The organism is Rossellomorea vietnamensis (genome assembly GCF_008180615.1).
In the GTDB taxonomy this organism is placed as follows: domain Bacteria; phylum Bacillota; class Bacilli; order Bacillales; family Bacillaceae_B; genus Rossellomorea; species Rossellomorea vietnamensis_D.
Map to the genome: position 1 here is coordinate 24,297 of NZ_VTEH01000018.1, position 19,441 is coordinate 43,737.

Annotated in this window: 16 protein-coding genes and 1 pseudogene; 9 read left to right on the top strand and 8 right to left on the bottom strand. The window is 41.9% G+C overall.

All coding sequences use genetic code 11. The features are described from left to right. Positions 1-62: 62 nt before the first annotated feature. On the top strand, positions 63-1,061 hold the full coding sequence (locus tag FZC79_RS18600) for a hypothetical protein (protein ID WP_148948253.1): 999 nt from the start codon (positions 63-65) through the stop codon (positions 1,059-1,061). Between the two features lie 448 nt (positions 1,062-1,509). Here the strand turns inward: FZC79_RS18600 and FZC79_RS18605 are convergent, their stop codons facing one another. Next, positions 1,510-2,097 (bottom strand): hypothetical protein, encoded by a 588-nt coding sequence (locus tag FZC79_RS18605; protein WP_148948254.1) that lies wholly within the window; start codon positions 2,095-2,097, stop codon positions 1,510-1,512. Positions 2,098-2,790: 693 nt separating this feature from the next. Between FZC79_RS18605 and FZC79_RS18610 the strand changes: the two genes are divergently transcribed. Further along, the gene (locus FZC79_RS18610; RefSeq protein WP_148948255.1) at positions 2,791-3,039 is read left to right on the top strand and encodes a hypothetical protein; all 249 of its coding nucleotides are present in this window, start codon (positions 2,791-2,793) and stop codon (positions 3,037-3,039) included. A 243-nt stretch (positions 3,040-3,282) separates the two neighbouring features. Here the strand turns inward: FZC79_RS18610 and FZC79_RS18615 are convergent, their stop codons facing one another. Continuing rightward, the gene (locus FZC79_RS18615; protein WP_148948256.1) at positions 3,283-3,495 is read right to left on the bottom strand and encodes a hypothetical protein; all 213 of its coding nucleotides are present in this window, start codon (positions 3,493-3,495) and stop codon (positions 3,283-3,285) included. Positions 3,496-3,787: 292 nt separating this feature from the next. On the opposite strand from FZC79_RS18615, the gene FZC79_RS18620 reads away from it, so the two are divergent. From FZC79_RS18620 to FZC79_RS23910, 3 genes are all read left to right on the top strand, one after another. Next, a complete protein-coding gene (locus FZC79_RS18620; RefSeq protein WP_148948257.1) occupies positions 3,788-4,912 on the top strand; it encodes an S-layer homology domain-containing protein in 1,125 nt (374 codons plus the stop codon). 491 nt (positions 4,913-5,403) lie between these two features. Then, complete coding sequence (locus tag FZC79_RS18625; RefSeq protein WP_148948258.1) at positions 5,404-6,879, top strand: L,D-transpeptidase; 1,476 nt, start codon at positions 5,404-5,406, stop codon at positions 6,877-6,879. 174 nt (positions 6,880-7,053) lie between these two features. Continuing rightward, positions 7,054-7,182, top strand: a complete 129-nt coding sequence (locus FZC79_RS23910) for a hypothetical protein (RefSeq protein ID WP_286365383.1) — start codon at positions 7,054-7,056, stop codon at positions 7,180-7,182. Positions 7,183-7,792: 610 nt separating this feature from the next. On the opposite strand, the gene FZC79_RS18630 is transcribed toward FZC79_RS23910, so the two are convergent. From FZC79_RS18630 to FZC79_RS18635, 3 genes and pseudogenes are all read right to left on the bottom strand, one after another. Beyond that, a complete protein-coding gene (locus tag FZC79_RS18630; protein ID WP_187442879.1) occupies positions 7,793-8,377 on the bottom strand; it encodes a hypothetical protein in 585 nt (194 codons plus the stop codon). Between the two features lie 359 nt (positions 8,378-8,736). Continuing rightward, positions 8,737-9,267, bottom strand: coding sequence for an S-layer homology domain-containing protein (locus FZC79_RS23665; protein ID WP_252183392.1), 531 nt, complete (start codon positions 9,265-9,267; stop codon positions 8,737-8,739). Positions 9,268-9,282: 15 nt separating this feature from the next. Then, a pseudogene (locus FZC79_RS18635) lies at positions 9,283-10,923 on the bottom strand (alkaline phosphatase); the annotation flags it as partial. Positions 10,924-11,552: 629 nt separating this feature from the next. Here FZC79_RS18635 and FZC79_RS18640 point away from each other — a divergent pair. From FZC79_RS18640 to FZC79_RS18650, 3 genes are all read left to right on the top strand, one after another. Then, on the top strand, positions 11,553-11,771 hold the full coding sequence (locus FZC79_RS18640; RefSeq protein WP_148948261.1) for a DUF1659 domain-containing protein: 219 nt from the start codon (positions 11,553-11,555) through the stop codon (positions 11,769-11,771). A gap of 37 nt (positions 11,772-11,808) precedes the next feature. Next, complete coding sequence (locus FZC79_RS18645; protein WP_148948262.1) at positions 11,809-12,024, top strand: DUF2922 domain-containing protein; 216 nt, start codon at positions 11,809-11,811, stop codon at positions 12,022-12,024. Between the two features lie 113 nt (positions 12,025-12,137). Further along, entirely contained in the window at positions 12,138-12,278 is a 141-nt protein-coding gene (locus tag FZC79_RS18650; RefSeq protein WP_148948263.1) for a YvrJ family protein, read from the top strand. A 425-nt stretch (positions 12,279-12,703) separates the two neighbouring features. Here FZC79_RS18650 and FZC79_RS18655 read toward each other — a convergent pair whose 3' ends face one another. From FZC79_RS18655 to FZC79_RS23915, 3 genes are all read right to left on the bottom strand, one after another. Beyond that, the gene (locus FZC79_RS18655; RefSeq protein WP_148948264.1) at positions 12,704-13,006 is read right to left on the bottom strand and encodes an EthD family reductase; all 303 of its coding nucleotides are present in this window, start codon (positions 13,004-13,006) and stop codon (positions 12,704-12,706) included. Between the two features lie 116 nt (positions 13,007-13,122). Next, positions 13,123-13,629, bottom strand: a complete 507-nt coding sequence (locus FZC79_RS18660) for a hypothetical protein (protein ID WP_148948265.1) — start codon at positions 13,627-13,629, stop codon at positions 13,123-13,125. 51 nt (positions 13,630-13,680) lie between these two features. Beyond that, on the bottom strand, positions 13,681-13,809 hold the full coding sequence (locus tag FZC79_RS23915) for a hypothetical protein (protein ID WP_286365384.1): 129 nt from the start codon (positions 13,807-13,809) through the stop codon (positions 13,681-13,683). A 659-nt stretch (positions 13,810-14,468) separates the two neighbouring features. Here FZC79_RS23915 and FZC79_RS18665 point away from each other — a divergent pair. Beyond that, on the top strand, positions 14,469-19,316 hold the full coding sequence (locus FZC79_RS18665; protein ID WP_148948266.1) for a thermonuclease family protein: 4,848 nt from the start codon (positions 14,469-14,471) through the stop codon (positions 19,314-19,316). Positions 19,317-19,441 lie beyond the last annotated feature (125 nt).

The window sequence follows — 19,441 nt, forward strand, 5'->3', positions numbered from 1 at the left end:
TGTCTAATGAACATATAAAAAGCTATGAAGCGTGATTGATTAAAGTTAAGGAGTTTAAGAATATGAAAAAGGTTATTCTTGGTTTTGTTATGATTACAGCTGCCCTGGTGTTTCTGCTGAATGCTTTTTTAACAAAGGAACACCGTGAGGTTAAAAATTATATTGAAGAAAAATATAGATTTAGTGCCGATATAAAAAAGGTTGAGAGTTATGGGTTCCCTTCTGACAACGAGTATATTGTTTCACCTAGTCACAATATGGATTTAGAGTTCACAGTTATTCCTGATCCACGTGAAGATGCTTTTACTGATGATTACCCAAAAGCAAAAGAGGCGTATCAGGAATCACAAAAACTAAAGAAGTCAGCTCCTGAAATAAAGAAGCTAGGCTTTCATAGTCTTGAGCATGAAGAATTAAGACTAAGCTTCAATCAAAGAAATAATTACTTTACTCTTATTCTGCAAACAGACTCACCTATAGATATCGCCAGTTTTGAAGAAAAGGAGCTGGACCGTTTCTTTAAACTTCAAGAACTAATTAAAAAAAGTAATGCTAAAGTCAACCACGTTACCGTTTATGATAACAGGGACCTAGTTGATAGAAACTCCATAATTTTAAACATGCAGCATCTCAGGGAAGTAAAAACCAAGGAAGAATTGCTATTAGGAATCAAGAAATCAGACTCAGGCATTGCCAGCTTCTATGAAAATGAAAAATGGAAAGCCGAAAAAGAGAAAGTAGAAAACGACCGCTTTACCTTTGGTTCTGAATACAGCGAGTCGTGGTTTTGGTTCAGCTGCAGTGTAACAAATGAAAAGGGAGAGTGCTCCAATATTTTTGTTAGTGTCTATTTCTCGGAGAATATGCTTACAAAAACAAATGAATACCTAGAAGAGGACCTGAACTCTATATTTACCCTCTTTGAAAAGACCATTGCTCCTAATGCTGCAATCGAGTATAATTTTTTGGAACAGGGCTCACATAACTCTGTTCGATTCACAAAAAACCAAATTGCAAATTATGAGTCTACTGAAAAATTTATTAATAAAAACTTCAAATAGAAACCCTGCTAAACAAGCACCTTGCAGTTAAACCTGATGTGGACACGCCTTTCAGTAGTTTAGGATAGCCCCTTGCACCGTTTAAAATCAGCATACTATAAAGAGATGCCACGTATGTTATTAGCGGGTGTCTTAGGGTAAAAGATCAGCATTCTACGTTAGTCCAGAAGTATGGGTGAGATTTTTTGTTACTGAAAAGCATTCCTTTCAGAGAACATTTTGCGGAGTGAATAAAAGAACAGTATAAAATCTACCGCAAAATAAAGAACATAGTAATAATCAAACGTTTGATTATTACTATGTTCTGGATAATAGGTTTCCTGTTAGAAATCGGATTGAACCTTTCACGTTCTCATTCAGCTAAAAATACAAAAAAGGTACCTGTCGCCATGAAAAATCATCGAGGTGTTTTAACAAATTGCCACCTTTGAATTTTTTAACCTCTCCCTCACTTACGTTTCTGAAGATGCCGGTCAATTACAATCCCTGCCACAAGACCAACCGTGATGATAAAATTATTCAAAAGCATTTCTCCATAAGAAAGACTGCCATATAGGGAGAGTGAATAAAAAGATGCAACTAAAGTATTATCGAGCCATCTTACAATGACAATGATATGATAGGCAGCAATAAAGCCAACGGCCAAACCTGCCGATATCCCGGTCGCAAAATTCCTGATAGGCGGACGGTTTATAAAAAGGAAGCCAAGGATAATAAATGGAAGCACAACAAACTCCTGTACATACATCCTCACCACTATTAGATCTATTAAGTTGGTAATATAAAATCCTATTACCCCGCCAAGAACCACTCCCTTTGTTCTCAACCGTTCCATATTTTTATAAAAAAGAAAAGACAAAGTTATAAATATAATGGGAGAGGCGAATACGAAGAGAATTAATAGTGATAAACCTTCTAAATTCCCCGGTTCTGCAATCGAGTCACGATATAATAACCATGATAAGAAGTATAGTGAATTAACGCTTCCCACCCATGTCACAAGGAAGGCAGCCGTTATAGAGAAAAATAATTTCATAGGAAACTTCATCTTTGAGATTCAAACCTTTCAACATTTTTACAGTACAGAAGAGTCCCAGAACACATATCTTCATGTCTGCACAGGAAGACAGCATCCATTCATTCGTGGACTAATTTATTCTACTATACAGAGTGCAAACCTGCAAATCCTTTGAAAATATGATAAAAATTTACAAATCTATCACTTTATATATCTCTTGGATATAGCTGGCTATCTAAAAGCTGATGTACAAATAATGGAATCGTGTCAGTGCCTTATCAAAGAAGCACGTCCACAGCTATGAAGCTGGCTGTTTCAAAGACATTTCTGGTTAAGCAGGTTTTCAAAGAGATGTTCACTTAAGAATACACATTTGCAGCCAGTTGAATATTATTATCTATTCTAATGAGGAAAGAAGAAGATTGAACTGCTCTTTATGAGGTGTGGTTTTCTTGGTTATTTTGAGTATGAACCAGGATGAGGCTTTTAACGGAAAAACAGTTAACGTGGTCCAATTACAATACATGGAAATAAATTTTAACTCGCTATTTAAAAATTTAATACATACTAATCCTCACGTCCGCTAGAGTACAATGTTTCAGCAAACCCATATTCCAATGAACCTTATACAGCTGAGCTGTGCTAAACTTATCTGAATTGGGTAGTATCCTATTATATAAGAGACCTGCTCAAATTAAAGGAGGAATACGGATGGGCATTATTTTATATTATCTAACCTGGTTCCTGATTCTTATCGAGATTCCTGTTCTTATTGGCGCTATCGTTATTACATTATTTATCCTGATATCCTGTATATTATATAGAAGGAAGCTTTTAAAAACTGAGGGGAGAATTCCTCTTAGATTAAAGATTCTCGGGGTGATGATCATGCTGCCGACAGGCTTCATTCTTATATCTTCTTTAATAATAATTTATTATAAAGTTGGTATGGGCATCTAGTGCGGAACAAAAGGACAGGTCCCTTGTCCCGCCAGCCAGGAGGACAGAAAAGAGACATCTCGGGATGACATGCCTCCGGTTCAGTCTCTAATGTATAAAGCAGCTTCTAATTATTTTTTAGTCATGATTCGCCTCCGCGATCCACCTGCCATTGCAGAGAATCCGGCAAAATGAAGCACCTCTCCGCCCCTCTTACGACCACTTCCATTGTAAAGTCCGCAGAACAAAACAAAAGCTTAAAAATTACCTGCATGGACAATCATTCAGTTTATAAGAAGGGAATTCCATTTGTTGAAGATGCCAAGTCTCCTGGTGATTTTCAAATGGAAGCCAGCCTCCGTCTCTTTTTAACTTGCCAACACGTTTTAGATCTGTTTCTTTTTTTATGTACGTATAGGCAATTTGTGTGTGAACTTTACACTTTTTGGTTGCTTTATCACTGTTCATCCAGATCACACTCCGTCCTCCTCAATCAATTTATAAAGTTTTTCAACCTCTTACTTTCTTAATTTTAGCCAAATCACCATCGCTACTTTTGAAATAAATTACATACTTCACAATATTCATCTATAAAATGGTTGAAACTTCTTAATTCCGTTATTACATAAGGCAAGGCAAAGCAAAACTTAGTGGACAAGGGATCTGCATCCTTTTGTCCCTAGGAAAATGTTTCATTTTTTACAATCCCCTTAAAATTTTGTCATCTTTTTCTGTTATGTGGGTATGATAAAACGAGGAGGGAAATACAATGAAAAAAATTATTTTATTATTATTAGCTATTGTTCTATCATTCTCTTATTGCCTTCAGACTGCAGCAGCTAGTAAATTTACCGACCTGAAATCTTATCAGGAAGAGATTGATTACTTAGCAGAACTTGGGATTGTCAATGGATATGAAGATGGTATATTCAAGCCTGAGGCACCCATCAAAAGAATTGAAGCAGTACAGATGATTCTCAGGGAAAAAGGGATCACTAATCTATCCGATGCCCCTGACCCAGGGTTCACGGATATCAAAACCGGCGACTATGGGTATGAAGAAATAGCCAAAGCAGCAGAGCTTGGATGGATAGCAGGGAAACCTGCCTCTGACAATAGCAGATTTTTTGATAAATGGGGTACTCTCACAAGAGGGGAAATGGCAAAGATATTAGTAAAGGCTTATAATTTGTCAGGAAGCAATCGAAGTATTTTTAAAGATGTTCCTCAATCCCATTGGGCACACAGCTATATAAGCACGCTGATTCATCACCGTATAACAAAAGGCTACCCTGATAACAGGTTTCTTCCACAACAAACCCTTTCACGCGAACACTTTTCTGTATTTCTTGCCAGACAAATAGAAAACGATTTTAGAAACACCGATATCCCTATCACTTTCGTGAATGGTAAAGTATATTTTCAGGGAGTGACCTTGGGAACATCCAAACAAGAAGTGATAAAACAGCTGGGAGACCCTTATAAAATTGAACCGAGTGAGATGAATCCGGGAGAGGTATATTTGTATAAACCTTCTCCGTTATATGAAGATATTCTTGCTGTATTACTTACTCCCTCCGGCAACGTTGAGTTTATAAACTACCGCACATTCACAAGTTTCCCATTGAGTATCGAAGAACAATTCGTCCGTGACTTCCACGGAGACATTTATGGAGAGTCTGAAGATGTTTCTTCTGAAAATGCCTGGCTTCACTATTACTTCCCTGAAGGATCAAAGAATGTATTTATGACAGAATCTCACTCTGAAAGAGATGGATCCTACTCTAACAGGTTTAAATTGGGCCAAGAGTATCAAGGAGTTCCAATCGAGACAGACAATTACTTTAACAAACTCTCTAAACAAGAGGCGATTGACGACTATTCCAATCATTAGAAACAGCTGTGAAGGGGAAAGAAGAATCCTGGGTATAAGTTGTGATATGGAATAACTACTGCTGTGTCAAGAGGCGGACGATAAGAAAAACTCCCAGAATCGCAAACTATTAATCGTTAGAAGGCAGATGAACTCTTTTCTTTTAAAAAAGATATAAGTTAGAGACATGTCAACTTGACATGTCTCTTCAGCATGTCGGTTATAAGAATCGAAAAATATCAGCAGGAGGATTTTTATTAGAACGAGGATTTCCTCCGCCTTTTACTGAGACCCTTATTTTCTCGTGTGAAAATTTCAGCGTTCCTCTCTTTCATTCTATTCTGCTTTAATATGAGCTTTCCTCCTTTACTTGACCACACAAGTATAGTAGACTAAGTTTAAATTCAAGTTCACTATTAAGAACATTTTAATCACGATAAAGAATGTCGCTGGGTTGTTCAATAGCCTAGAGAAAAATAACCTTTAACTATATAAAGGAGGAAAGAAAAATCATGAGCTTATTTGAAAGCCATGTAAAAAAGAACCTGGTTAAACTGCACAAGAATTTGTATTTGTCGAAAAGTGATCCCGAATTCTTCGAAAAGATTCTTCGGTATAAAGACCCCCAGTCTCCGGAGGCCCACTATAATCTTGCGAAGAAATGGGAAGAAGAAGGGGTACTGATGAAGGCTTATCTTCACTATCAAAAGGCAGCAAAAGTGGATTCTCCTTTCTATTACCAGGCCAAAGCAGCCTGTAAATCCATTGAGCAAATGATGGACTCTGCTCCTGAGGAAGCCGAATCATCTCCCTCAGCGAAAATCCCCTTTTACATGAAAACCATCATTGCGTCACTCATTCTATTGAATCTCTGTATACTCGGGATGCTGTTTTGGAAGGCAGACTCTATCAGGATGGCCGCCTCACAGCCGAAAGACTGGGGGACCGGAATGGAAGTTGTTTACGAAACGGAAGATGTTCCCTATGTATTTTATATCCCTGCCGGCACTTCTCCTAAGGAAGTCGAGGAGTCGTTATATAAGAAAGCAATAAGCCTGGGGAGCCAGCTTTCCAATAAGACACTTCTTCTATACGGCGTCAGCACCACAGATTCCGGACTTTCTCATGAAACCCTGCCATTGAAGAGCGACGGGATAAAAGACCAGGCCTTCGTCATTGCCGAGTATAACTCTGCCCTTGACCACCCTGTCAAAATCCGTTTTCTGAACCAGCAGAACCAAGTGGAAGACTCCTATTCTTATACCTACATCAGCACAAATCTCCTCAGGACGGCATTGAATTCTTACATCGAAGAGATTGGAGAGCCGCCAGCCGAACTTGGAGACCTCGCAGGAAGCTATCCGAATAATTACCTGAGTTTTATTCCAAGAGAGCTTCACCTTTTTTCCAACAGCACTTCCCCTTCCTTTACGGGTAACGGCGGCTGGGTCTTTAACAAAGAGGCAGAGACAATTGAACAAATGCTATACCCCAATATTATGGATAGCTCCTCTGAGGGGGCTATCCATATTCCGTTTGCCCCCGTGGAAGTATTCATTGATAAAAGCACCTTCAACTTACTTGTCAAAAGCTTCCCCTACACCATGATGACCAAGCCCGTAGGATTGGGAAAAAACAGCTCAACTCCAGAAGGAACCTTTATCATCCAGAAACGAGTTTTGGACCCGCAAGGCAGAAAACCGGATATGTTTGGCGCTGCCGGACTCGGCATGGGAGAGTACGCTATCCATGGAACAAGCGATGAACACTCCATTCGCAAAGAAAAGTCCCTGGGCTGCATCAGGATGCTGAATGAAGACGTCCTGGATTTTTTTCATATTGTTCCAAAGGGAGCAAGCGTTGAAATTGTGGATGCCCTGCCGGACCAGGCAAATTCTATAAATATAGAGGAAGTCCATCTTATCTCCCCTGAAGAAAAGCCCCTATCCACCCAATTGGCAGATGAGATTTTTGAGTGGGCAGGCTAGATTGGTCTGAGAGACTGGTCCCTTGTTATTTAACATTAACGCATTAAAGTGCGAAAAGGGAACCTTGATGGGAACGATCATAGCAGACTGAGGTTTATCAATTCACTCGTAACCTGTTAAAGCATAAACTATGATTACAGCTGCTTAAAAGTACAGACTCAAAGGAGAATCGATATGAAGCCAAAGAAATCCTTGTGGGAATCGGTGAAGGAACAAGATACCGCTTTTGATAAAAAAATGGCCGAATATGATGCAAAAATAGAGGAATTGAAAAAAGCTTTATTCAAGGAAAAAGATAAATAAAGAGATGGAGCGCACACCGACCTTGTTAAATTAATTGCAGCAGCAGCGAAAAAGGACTTCACTCCTGTAGAAGATTCTGGTGATGTTTCTTCTAGTGGGAGGTTTTTAACTACTCTGGCAATCAAAGCAGCTGCCTTTTCGCGGGTCTAATTCATGCCAGGCTTGAAGGTTGCATCCAGGAAACCGTTAATGACTTTTTTGCTGCAAGGTTTTGAACTTCTTCTAACTCAAATTGGCCTTTTTGGAAGTCTTTGAAGTGCTTATATAAAACCACTACTGGAAAAGGGAATGGAAGCTATGGACCTGCCGATAACGTAACCAGAGCAATATTTGCGGTGTTCCTTGACCGTTCATTAAACAAATAACTGGTACGCAGGGTCCCTTGTTCCGTTCTTCCCCAACTAACAGTACAGAAAAGAGACATGTCAATGACATGCCTCTTTTCAATAAAGAAGAACCGCCTTTTAATTTCAATAAAATAAGCTGCTCTTCTCTGCCCTAACTGTAAAGATTCCAAGGTACGCCAATTGGAATCATATCTGGGGAAAATGAGCTTGTCCTCCTATTTCCTCTAAAATGAACCCTTGAAGCAAGCCTCACTGCATGATACTTACTTCTGCTCCTCTTCCAAGTACCAGATTTCCCCGTTAATAATCTTCATTCTCCAACCGTTATCTTCATGAGATAAATAGACTGCTTCTACACGACAGTCCTCACAGTTTGTTTCAATAAAATTCAGACGAAAGGCAACACCATGAAAACTGATGTCATTCTCATAGTCGGCATTAACTAATTTAAATTGCCTGTTTTGTTTTTCCTCTAAAGATACTTCAGCTTTAGAAATAAGAGCCTGCTTCTGTTCTTCACCTTGGCCCCCAAAAATAATATGATTCTGCACTCTGGTTATAACAGGTCCCGTCATCTGCAGGAGTCCCCAAAACAAAAGCCAGGAGAGGCAAAAATAGAGGAAGCCCTTTCCCCACTTATTCTTTTCATTTCTGAGAATGATACTTATATAAACACCTGGTAACACCACAAAAATCAGAAAGAGCAAAGGAAGGAAAATCCCGAACACGGGAAGAAACCCTTCAGATTCTCCTAAACCCACAGTAAAGCCGCTTGTGATGAGAAGAAAAAAATAAAGAACCCAAACAAAAGCTGAGGATAAAAGGAATTCTTTAATAAATTTTTTCAATTGACCCCTTTCCTTTCAGGGGCACTGGTTCACCGTCCGCCCCCTAGACACCTTTAGAGTAATATAAAACTAGTGTATTTGCAAATAGCCTGCGTAATATTACTCTGTCAACCTTATAACTATAAATGCCATTTAGAAGCCTGTCATAAGAAATGTAGAATCGATATGATCTTGGGGTAAAAAGAAAAGAGACACGCCATGGCATGTCTCTTTTCTATGAAGAATAACCGCTCTAACTTCAGAAATAGATACTCTTCCATAACTTAACCATAAAAGTTCAAAGGCACTGGCCAAATGGTTAGTTCCCGGGGCAAAAAACCTGACGCCATGTCCCTTTTAACAGTGGAATTTTTCCTTTTTTACTTCTTATGGAATAAGTAGATAACTCTCGCTGCCTCAGCGCGGGTAGCGTTATTCTTAGGATTGAATCTATTCAACTTATCTCCGATCATGAATTCAAGTTCAGCCGCAATTTGAACATATTCTTTGAAAACTGGGCTGATCTTATGTTTATCTTGATAGTTAATTTCTTTTCCAGCCTGAAGAGCAGTGCCAGTTTTAAATTCATATGCACGGATTAGCATAGCAGCCATTTCCTCACGCGTAATCTTTTTATTTGGTTCGAAAGTTGTTGCAGATGTTCCAGAGACAATTCCAGATTCATATGCAGCAGCAATATCAGTTGCCAGACCGCCTTCAACATCCGTGAATGGAATTGATTTTGCAGCCTTAAGATTCAGGGAACGGGAGATTAAAGCGATGAATTGTCCTCGAGTAACACTTCCTTTTGGATCAAACATCTCTTCAGATACACCACTGATGATTCCTTTTCCAGCGAGATCTTGAATGTACTCATAAGCCCAATAATCAGCTGATACATCTTTGAACATCTGCTCAGGATGTGGATTCAATGCTTGTGCAGATACATAGAAATCTTTATCGTTATAAACTGTAATACCATTGAGTGTTTTGACGTATTCTTCACTGCCATTGGTTACTATCGCAAGGTTTTTATTTTCAGGAAGCTCAATCTTTGTGTCTCCCTTTTCTGCAACAAATACAGGATTGTTCACATCTGTTACATCGATGCGAGTGGAATACCCTTGGTTCTCAAATGACTCTTTTGCATTGACAAACAGCTTGTCCGTCATTTCTTTCAGATCAATCCCCATGAAACCTGCCATTGACTTTGCAATGTCAGTGTTATCTACCAAGCCGGTCGGTCTTGATGGACCGTAAGCATATAGGAAAACATCTTCCCCAGTATGACCGCCTGTAGTGAATCCAAGTTTGGCACGGCTTGCAAGCATATTAACCATCGCTGATTGAAGAGCTCTGCCATCCTTAGAAGCTTTTAAAGTATCAATCTCTTCTGCAGTAAGATCATCTAAGCCGTATAAGCCTGCAACTTCTTCCAAGTTGGAAAAATCAGGCTTCATTTTCTTCAGAGCACCTTCAGCTGTCAAAGTTGCTTTCTTCAATGGATCAATATAAGCAGAAACTGGAATTTCAGGGTAGTTACCGTTAGTGCTTTGGTTACCCATTGTGATACCGCTGTTTCCATGGTCGCTGACAGCGATGACCATTGTGTTTCCATCTTCCTTGGCAAACTCCAAAGCTTCACCAACCGCATCATCAAATGCCAATACATCACTGATCATTCCAATTGGATCATTGGCATGCGCTGCCCAGTCCACTTTACTTCCTTCTACAAACAAGAAGAAGCCGTCGTCATCCTTGGAAAGGGTATCAATCGCTTTTTCAGTCATATCAGCAATGGAAGGTTCACTGCTCTCTGCTGCTTTACGGTCAAAATCATAAGCAAGTGCGGAAGGAGCAAATGCACCCCAGATTTTGTCGGAGTCAGACTTCAGGAGATCTTCCCTTGTTTCAACAAAATCATAGCCTTTATCGTTGACAACCTCTAATAGGTCTTCTCCATCAACACGTGCTTTGCTTCCAAGCAGCAAGGAGTCTTTTCCTCCGCCAAGTACAACATCCATTCCCTGGTACACCTGTTGTTCAGCAATGTCAGCATAGTTGCTGCGATGAGGTACATGAGCAGAGAAAGCGGCAGGAGTGGCATGCTGAATTTCAGAAGTAGAGATGATTCCAGTTGCCTTTCCTAATTGTTTTGCACCTTCTAAAACGTTAACGACCGGTTTATGAGCATCCTCAGGAGCAACTGGTGCAACACCCGGTGAATTCACTAGAGAAGGAAGAAGGCCGATGACCTTGTCATTACTCTTATGGCCAGTCGATAAAGCTGTTCCAGCCGGCGCAGAGTCAGTGATAGCAGATTCCGCAGAGTGCGTGCGAACGCCGCCAATCATGATTTCATCCATCGCAAGGCTGCCGCCTTTGTACCATCTTGCCAAAGTAGTCGCACCGGCACTTGTTCCATCCATTACCATCATGATGACATTTGTCGGCTCTTTTGTTTCAGCCGCTGCTTTTGTTACCTCACCCGTGAAACCCAAAGAAGAAATCGCCATAGTCGCAGCCACTGTCATTCCAGTGACTTTCTTTTTTATACCGTTAGACATAAATCCAGTCCTCCTCTAAAGGAAATTATTAAACTACTAATGTCAATATTAGTGAATATATGTAAAAAAATAACACTTTGGATGTAAAGCTTTCGTAAAAAAAGGGACCGAGGATCCAAGGTCTCTCCTCCCAAGTTCCTGGCATGGTGATATGCTTCTATGATCCTCTGTTATTTCTAATTGCCGCTTCCGGAGATCTTTTTGCATTCTTACTGTTTCGCAACATTAGTATTTTCAGGAATTTCAAGATAGCAGTGAGATTGGAAGAGGTTTTATTGAGTCAAAAATGGGAGAACGTCTGCAAAACAAGCCGGTGAACAGTAAGGAAACATCATAGGTACTATAAGAAGAATGTAAGAAAGGGAAAGAAAGAGAAAGGGGGATTAAGGACGGGTTCCTCGTTCCACCTAGTAATTGCGTCCTCCGCTCCCCTATGGATGTGAAGATTAATATGAGTCAATAAAATCCTTCTTTAACATAACTCTAAGCAGCATGAACAGCCGCAGAGCAAACATATTATCTACCGTCTCCCACTCTGAACATTGCTGCCGCCTTCGGAAAAATTTGAATGCCAGGTGTCCTTTTCCCTCCCTCCCCTCTACATAGAAGGTGAAAGGAGGTGAGACAAAATGGCAACTGCAGATTTGAGAACAATCAAACTGAGAATGATGTTTGACAATGGAGTGGACGAGAAGGGCAAGCCGAAATTATCAAGCAGAACGTACGGCAACATCAACTACTTATCCACACCAGACGAAATTCTTCAAGCAGCCCAAGCATTGGCGGGGCTCAGCACCAGGCCGCTATGGCTGGTAGAGAAGAATGACAGCTACGACATCAACGCGTAAGCAGCGTTGAGACTTAATTGAAAGGAGGTGAAATAAAATGGCTAAAGCATTGGAATTGCAATTCATTACCCAGCTTGGCAAAACGGCTCGTGTATCCATCGATGCACCTATTGAGCCCGTCGATACTGATCAAGTGAAACAGGTAATGGACACATTGATCGCCACGAACGTCATCCAGAGTAGCAGCGGCGCACTTGTAGCTGCCGAAGGAGCTCGTGTCATCGAGCGCAATGTCACGGAATACGAAGTGTAAGAAAGGAAAAGGTGCCCGGCGGCTATAGCTAAAGGGCACCTTATTTATTGGACCGCAAAGGGACGGTTATTGAGCTGCTGTCCCCGCCACTTTAATGAAAGGAGGTGATCACGTTGGAACAATCAATTTCGTTCATTTCAGAGGTAGGCTTTCCGATTGTCGTGACAATGTATCTGCTTCATAGAATCGAAACCAAGCTTGAAGCGGTCATTGATTCGATTAGAACACTGCCGCAAGAGATGAAGAATCAATAGTTGAGTATGACGGGGGACCAACTTCGGTCACGAGGCGCAGATTCCGGGCGGGATGTGTATGACGTAGACCGGACTTCGGTCACGAGACACAGATTTCCGGGCGAGATGTGTATGACGTGGGGACAACTTCGGTCACGAGACACAGATTTCCGGGCGGGATGTGTATGACGTGGGCGGAACTTCGCTCACGAGACGCAGGTTCCGGGCGAGATGTATCTGAATTCTGCCGCACTGAGGTACAGGTACCATGTCGCTCTCTCACTCACCCATTACTACTATAAAGAGACATGCACAATAAAAACATGTCTCTTTCCAATGAAGAAGTGTTGCTCCTAGTTTAGAAAAAAACACTCTTCCAGTTATCACTTTAAGAAGTTACATAAGAAATGTCGGACAAGATACTTGTCCCTCCCCACCCAGAACGTTTAATCCACAATCGCAACCACTGGAGGCTTATTCAGATAGGTAACGAGGTTTTTCACATCGCCCTGAACTTCTTGAAATTCAGGCGTTGCCAGTGACTGCATCAATACTTCCGGATTTTCAAACTGGAGTTGGGCAATTAAGTATAATTTTTCTTCCGTGTACATGGTTTGGAGTACACGATGGACTTCAGCACCTATTAAATTCGGCACTTTTTGGACCAGTGGAACATGAACTTCATGATAATGCTTGTCAAAACCTTCTTGATCTTTTGGCTGGTCGTAAGTCACAATAATCTTTGCCATCTTCATCCCCCTTAGGAAAATACAATCTCACCTTCATTATAACGAACCAAAAATTCCCAGTAAAGAAATTCTCTTCGACAGATTTCATCTAGAAACAAGTACAAAGGTATCCTGATCTAGTGATAAAAACAGACTGGATTAACCTTTTGAAAGGATGAGAAACCTTGCCCTATCTCCCATCTAACAACGACAATATCGGTCAGGCTGCCCGCAATCATCACAGCACTCACAAGGATACGAATCGCATCTTGAACAGCACTGGCAAGGATGATCATCACATGTCCTGCAGCATTGGCAAGGATATGAATCGCACGTCCGGCAGCAGCGGCAATTCGCTTCTCTACATTCATCACAGCATTGGCATGGATAAGAGCTGCAACGGCTGCAGCAGCGGCAGTAACGATCCGGCTGGCCGCACTCGTCACAGCATTCGCAAGGGTATGCCTCACACTTCGAACAGCAGCGGCACCTTGCCGCTCCGCATTCTTCACAGCAATCGCAGGGGTATTCTTTACATTTATAACAGCATTTACAAGGGTAATCGTCACATGTGTTGCAGCAGCGGCATTGGGACTCCCAGTGATTGCAGTTATGGCATACAGGCTGGTAATCCTGTTTGTCATTTTCCCAATCCCGCTCTCTTTCCGTGCGGCCCAATGCATCATCTGCCGCTTTCACTTTCCAGTGGTCAGCATTATATTTCCGCAGAAGATAGGCCTCTTCTTCCAATGCCTGCCGCCTCGCTCTTTCACTTTCTCTTTTAGCAGAATAACTGCCGTTTTCGCTTTTGTAAAAATCATCATTCTCTCTCCTGCGCCGCTCCTCCCGTCTGTCGATTTCCTGCAAATGGACATTTTCCGGATCCTCGTAGTACCCTTCTATGTCACCAGGAATGTATTCTTCCTTTCTATAATTCTTGTTTTTTCGTGTTTTCTTTGAGCCAGCAGTGTTCATACCCGACTTGGATACCCCAACGGACTGACCGATTCCTCTGTAATTCAGCGTCACATCACCCGCTGGCTCTTTTGCCTTCCTGGACGACCAGAGTATACAGAAGGGAAAGCCAATAAGTGCTGTTATGGCCGCAGCTAAATGATGCTCTCCATTAAATAATAAAGACAATGCACCCAGATACAGAATCCAAACCATGTTCCCGCCTCCCACATTTTCCCTTCTCCAATCCAATCTTATGATTATTTCTTCCTAGACATGATTGATAAAGGCGTAATAGAGGGATGATTTCATCTCCGTTTTAGAAGGAGGCAGGACTTTCCTCCCTATAACCCGGATGAATCTATAGTATAAAATAACTATCCTTATCCTCCTTAAAATCTGCCAACACAGGAACCGCTATGCCCCGCCCCTAAAGAATTAACTTCAATTTAACATTCAATTAATAATGCTTCCGTATAGTAGAAATCGACTGTCATAGTCATAATTTTTTTAAAAAGGGGAGAATGTATTGACTACTAAATTTCAGCGCACAACCAGCTTAATGCTTGTTTTTGCACTTGTACTTAGTTTTTTTGCGGTACCAGCTAAGCAAACCTATGCCGCAGCTTCAACATCTGAAATCACTTCAGCAGAAACATTGACCGCGAGTGAGGCACTTGCACAGCCGCACGGACAAGAAGTGACCTTAAAGGGTTACGTCGTCACAGACTACTATGGAGAAAATTCCATAAAAGTCTCTGAAACTATTGGAGACACAACCAATACGATCTTGGTAAAACTGGAGTCCGAGATGAAACCTGAATTTAGTCCGGTTAACAATCCTGACTCTTTGAACAAAGAAGTAACAGTGACTGGAAAAAGAGGAACGTATTACAGCCAGGAAGCTGTCAAAGAGGTCAGCATGATGGAATTTACTGAAGATTCTTCTTCAGCAGAACCAACTGAACCTTCAGAATCTCTTTCCATCGCAGATGCTAAACTAAAAATTGGACAAACCGTAACCACTGAAGGAATTGTAACAGCAGACAATTCTTCTATCGGCGGCGGCAAGCTTTCCACGTATATTCAGGATGAAACAGCGGGAATCAATCTTTTCGCTTTTGACCCGTCTAAGCACCCTGATGTAAAAGAAGGCGACAAAGTTAAAGTAACCGGTGAAATCACCTTGTATAAACAGTTGACGGAAATCGTTGCAGAAACAGTGGAAATTGTTTCTTCAGGCAGCGAGCTTCCCGCTGCTGAATCCCTAACCCTTGAAGATATGATGAATCCAGCCGCGGCTGAGCCATTTGAAGGCCAGCTTGTCACTGTAAATGGATATGTTAAAAATATCCCTGACAGCCCTGCCGGCGGCGGCTACAACATTTCTCTTGTAGATGAAGACTTTAATAGCACTACCCTTCGAGTGCTGGAAGGATCTATGGATATTTCAGCAATTGAAGAAGGAAAATGGTATGACATTACCGGTATCCTCAGCCAGTATGACGGCTATCAGCTGATTCCAAGAAAAGCTTCCGACCTTACTGAAGCCGCAGAACAGCCAGAAGCACCAACTGCAGCTGGTGAATACACTTCAACCGTTCATTCTGTTACGGACGGCGATACGATTCGCCTTTCTACTCCAGTACTCGGAGCCGACCGCGTTCGTTTCGTGAACATCGACACACCCGAAACGGATATGGGTGACAACGCTGCAGTGGATGGAGACAACCAGGATTACCATGGTGAAATTGCATCAGCTCATTTGAAAACTCTCCTGCAGCCTGGAGATCAAGTGACACTGAAGCTTGGCGAAGAACCAACAGATAACTATGGCCGCCTTTTAGCACAGGTCATCAACAAAGACGGCATCAACACGAACCTTGAGATGGTTAAACAAGGTTATGCCGTAACCTATTTCATCTGGCCGATCGGCGATGAAACAGAGTATGAAACATTCCAGGCCGCTGTTAAAGAAGCGAAAGACAACGAGCGCGGCATCTGGAACCCAGCAGATCCGTTAACAGAACTGCCATTTGAATACCGTGTGCTTCTGGATGGCAGAGAGTATGACAAACCGGTTGGAAATTCAGATACAAAAGAATATGTAACACCAGCTCAGTGGGAACAAGTTCCTGTTGAAAAGCGTGTTTTCTTCTGGGATGAAGAAACAGCTAAAACACAAGGATATACTTTAGCTGAAGGAACTACTCCCCCTCCAGCCCCGGAACCTGAACCTGAACCAGAGCCAGACCCAACTGAGCCTGAGCAGCCAACTGATCCTGTCAATGGTACCTTAACTGTCAGCGAAGCACTTGCACAGCCTCGAGGAACAGAGGTTACTATGAAAGGCTATATCGTCGGCGAAAGCAATGGCCAATATGCCGTGAAAGTCTCTGATTCTACTGACAACACTTCTACGTCCATTGTTGTCAAACTTGAAACTGATATGCGCGCTGAATTCAGCCCTGCGAACAACCCGGATGCACTGAATAAACAAATTCTTGTCACTGGCAAGAGAGATGCCTATTCAGGAAATGAGTCCATTGAATCTGTAACAAGCATTGAATTTATGAATGAAGAACCTGCCCGTGATTACTTGACTGTCAGCGAAGCACTTGCTCAGCCACAAGAAACAGAAGTTACTATGAAAGGCTATATCGTCGGCGAAAGCAATGGCCAATATGCCGTTAAAGTCTCTGATTCTACTGATAACACTTCTTCTACCATCGTTGTCAAACTAGAAACTGATATGCGTGCGGAATTCAGCCCGCTGAATAACCCCGATGCACTGAATAAACAAATTCTTGTCACTGGCGAGAGAGATGTTTATTCCGGAAACGAGTCCATTGAATATGTAACAAGCATTGAATTTATTGCTGAAGAGCCAGCCGTTGATTACTTGACTGTCAGCGAAGCACTTGCACAGCCTCAAGGAACAGAGGTTACTATGCAGGGCTATATCGTCGGTGAAAGCAATGGCCAATATGCCGTGAAAGTCTCTGACTCTATTGATAACACCTCTTCTACCATCGTTGTCAAACTAGAAACTGATATGCGCGAGGAGTTCAGCCCGCTGAATAATCCGGATGCGCTGAATAAACAAATCATAGTAACAGGAAAAAGAGACGTTTATTCTGGCAGCGAATCAATCGAATCTGTAAGCAATATTGCGTTTACTGAAAGTGAAGCTCCAACTCAACCGGAAACACCTGCTGAAACACTATCTATCGTTGATGCGAAACTAAAAATGGGACAAACGGTTACCATTGAAGGAATCGTAACAGCCGATAATGAAGCTATCGGCGGCGGAAAACTGTCGACTTACCTTCAGGATGATACAGCTGGAATCAACCTTTTTGGCTTTGACCTCTCCCAATATCCTAATGTTAAAGAGGGAGACAAAGTAAAAGTTACCGGTGAAATTACTTCTTACAAGCAGCTGACGGAAATCATTCCAGGAACGGTAGAAGTAATTTCTTCCGGAAACGATCTTCCTGCAGCTAAGACGATTTCTTTAGGTGATCTTACTGACCCTGCCACTGCTGAGCCATTTGAAGGCCAGCTTGTAAAAGTGAATGGATACCTGAAGAGCATTCCATCTACACCAGCTGGCGGAGGCTATAACATCACTCTGCTTGACGAAGATTATAACGGCACCACCCTTCGCGTAATCGAAGGATCAATCGATGTTACAGAACTACAAGAAGGAAAATGGTATGACATTACTGCAATTCTCAGCCAGTATGACAGCTATCAGCTGATTCCTAGAAAAGCTTCCGATCTTACTGAAGCGGCGGAACAGCCTGAAGCACCAACTGCAGCAGGTGAATATACCTCAACCGTTCATTCTGTGACGGACGGTGATACCATTCGCCTTTCCACTCCTGTACTTGGAGCGGACCGCGTACGTTTCGTGAACATCGACACACCTGAAACGAATATGGGTGACAATGCTGAAGTCGACGGAGACAACCAGGATTACCATGGTGAAATTGCATCAGCTCACTTGAAAACTCTCCTGCAGCCTGGAGATCAAGTGACACTAAAGCTTGGCGAAGAAGCGACAGATAACTACGGCCGCCTTCTGGCACAGGTCATCAACAAAGACGGCATCAACACAAACCTGGAGATGGTTAAACAGGGCCATGCTGTTACCTACTTCATCTGGCCTGTTGGCGATGAAACCGATTATGAAAAATTCCAAGCCGCAGTTAAAGACGCGAAGGACAACGAGCGCGGCATCTGGAACCCGGCAGATCCGTTAAAAGAACTGCCATTCGAATACCGCGCACTTCTCGAAGGCGGAGACTTCAACAAACCTGTTGGAAACTCCGACACGAAAAAGTACGTAGAACCAACTCAATGGGAGCAGGTTCCTGTTGAAAAGCGTATATTCTTCTGGGATGAAGAAACAGCCATTGCCCAGGGATACAATATGAACAACACTGTTACTCCTGTTATCGAAGGAAACACAGCTGCAATTTCTGATTCAGTTATTACGAATGTACAAGCTGGCAGCGAGTTGGAGCTTGATTTAACAGAAAGCACGGAAGAAACGATTTCTTTAGAACTTTCAGCTGAACAAGTTCAGTCTTTAAAAGCAAAGGATGTAAAACTATCGATTCTGAAAGGAACCGTAGCACTCACCCTCCCTGCTTCAATCTTTACTGAAGATGTTCATACCTCAATCTCTATGAAAAAAGCTGAAGCGGTCGAGGGAGCTCTTGCTGAGGTATACGATTTTACGATAAAACAAGGTAACGAAATCATCGAACACCTTAGTTCACCTGTCGAAGTGTCGTTCCATGTAAATACGGAAGTTCCTAATCCTGAAACTCTTGAGGTTTTCCGATGGGAAGACAACTCAGCACAGTGGGTTTCTGTTGATAGCGACCCTAGCTTTGAGAACGGAGTAATCACTGCGGAAACAGATCACTTCAGCTTATACACAGTTTTTGAAAACACTGTGGATGCAGCTAAGGAAGTACCTGCAGAGCATATTGAAGCTCTAATGGAAAAGCTAGTATCCGGAGACAAAACGAAATCTAAAGAAGTTGCACAAGGATTTATCAACCTAGTGGAAGCGGGCTCACTGACAAACACGGATGTCGTAGAGTTAATCGGTGAGGAGCTTAACAAAGCAGCCGGCAATGACTTTAGAACAAAGCTTGCAGTAAAACGTGTATTGGTCCAGATTGATAATATTCTGGATCGAGTAGAAAAAGACTATCATAACCCAAAAGTAGAAAGCATCATCAACTATGGAGCGCAAAAACAACTAATTCGCATTATCGAAAGAGATATCCATGATATCTTGGAAGACGGAAAGAAAAAGAAACACTTTTCATTTCTTGGAGTGATTTTCGGCTGGTAATTTTGTGAATCTATCTTAAAAAAGAAGCAGTGCGTGTCGGTTGTTTAATCGATGCGCGCTGCTTCTTTTTGTGTGGGAAGGGAATTCAACAACTCATGTTGCCACCCCAAGCTCTTGGATAAACA

Bases quoted from the DNA above. Each gene is read 5' to 3' on its own strand.
- FZC79_RS18625 (WP_148948258.1), top strand. From the start codon at position 5,404: ATGAGCTTATTTGAAAGCCATGTAAAAAAGAACCTGGTTAAACTGCAC.
- FZC79_RS18655 (WP_148948264.1), bottom strand. From the start codon at position 13,006: ATGGCAAAGATTATTGTGACTTACGACCAGCCAAAAGATCAAGAAGGT.
- FZC79_RS18610 (WP_148948255.1), top strand. From the start codon at position 2,791: ATGGGCATTATTTTATATTATCTAACCTGGTTCCTGATTCTTATCGAG.
- FZC79_RS23910 (WP_286365383.1), top strand. From the start codon at position 7,054: ATGAAGCCAAAGAAATCCTTGTGGGAATCGGTGAAGGAACAAGATACC.
- FZC79_RS23915 (WP_286365384.1), bottom strand. From the start codon at position 13,809: ATGATGATTTTTACAAAAGCGAAAACGGCAGTTATTCTGCTAAAAGAG.
- FZC79_RS18620 (WP_148948257.1), top strand. From the start codon at position 3,788: ATGAAAAAAATTATTTTATTATTATTAGCTATTGTTCTATCATTCTCT.
- FZC79_RS23665 (WP_252183392.1), bottom strand. From the start codon at position 9,267: ATGTTCAAAGATGTATCAGCTGATTATTGGGCTTATGAGTACATTCAA.
- FZC79_RS18605 (WP_148948254.1), bottom strand. From the start codon at position 2,097: ATGAAATTATTTTTCTCTATAACGGCTGCCTTCCTTGTGACATGGGTG.
- FZC79_RS18640 (WP_148948261.1), top strand. From the start codon at position 11,553: ATGGCAACTGCAGATTTGAGAACAATCAAACTGAGAATGATGTTTGAC.
- FZC79_RS18660 (WP_148948265.1), bottom strand. From the start codon at position 13,629: ATGACAAACAGGATTACCAGCCTGTATGCCATAACTGCAATCACTGGG.
- FZC79_RS18600 (WP_148948253.1), top strand. From the start codon at position 63: ATGAAAAAGGTTATTCTTGGTTTTGTTATGATTACAGCTGCCCTGGTG.
- FZC79_RS18645 (WP_148948262.1), top strand. From the start codon at position 11,809: ATGGCTAAAGCATTGGAATTGCAATTCATTACCCAGCTTGGCAAAACG.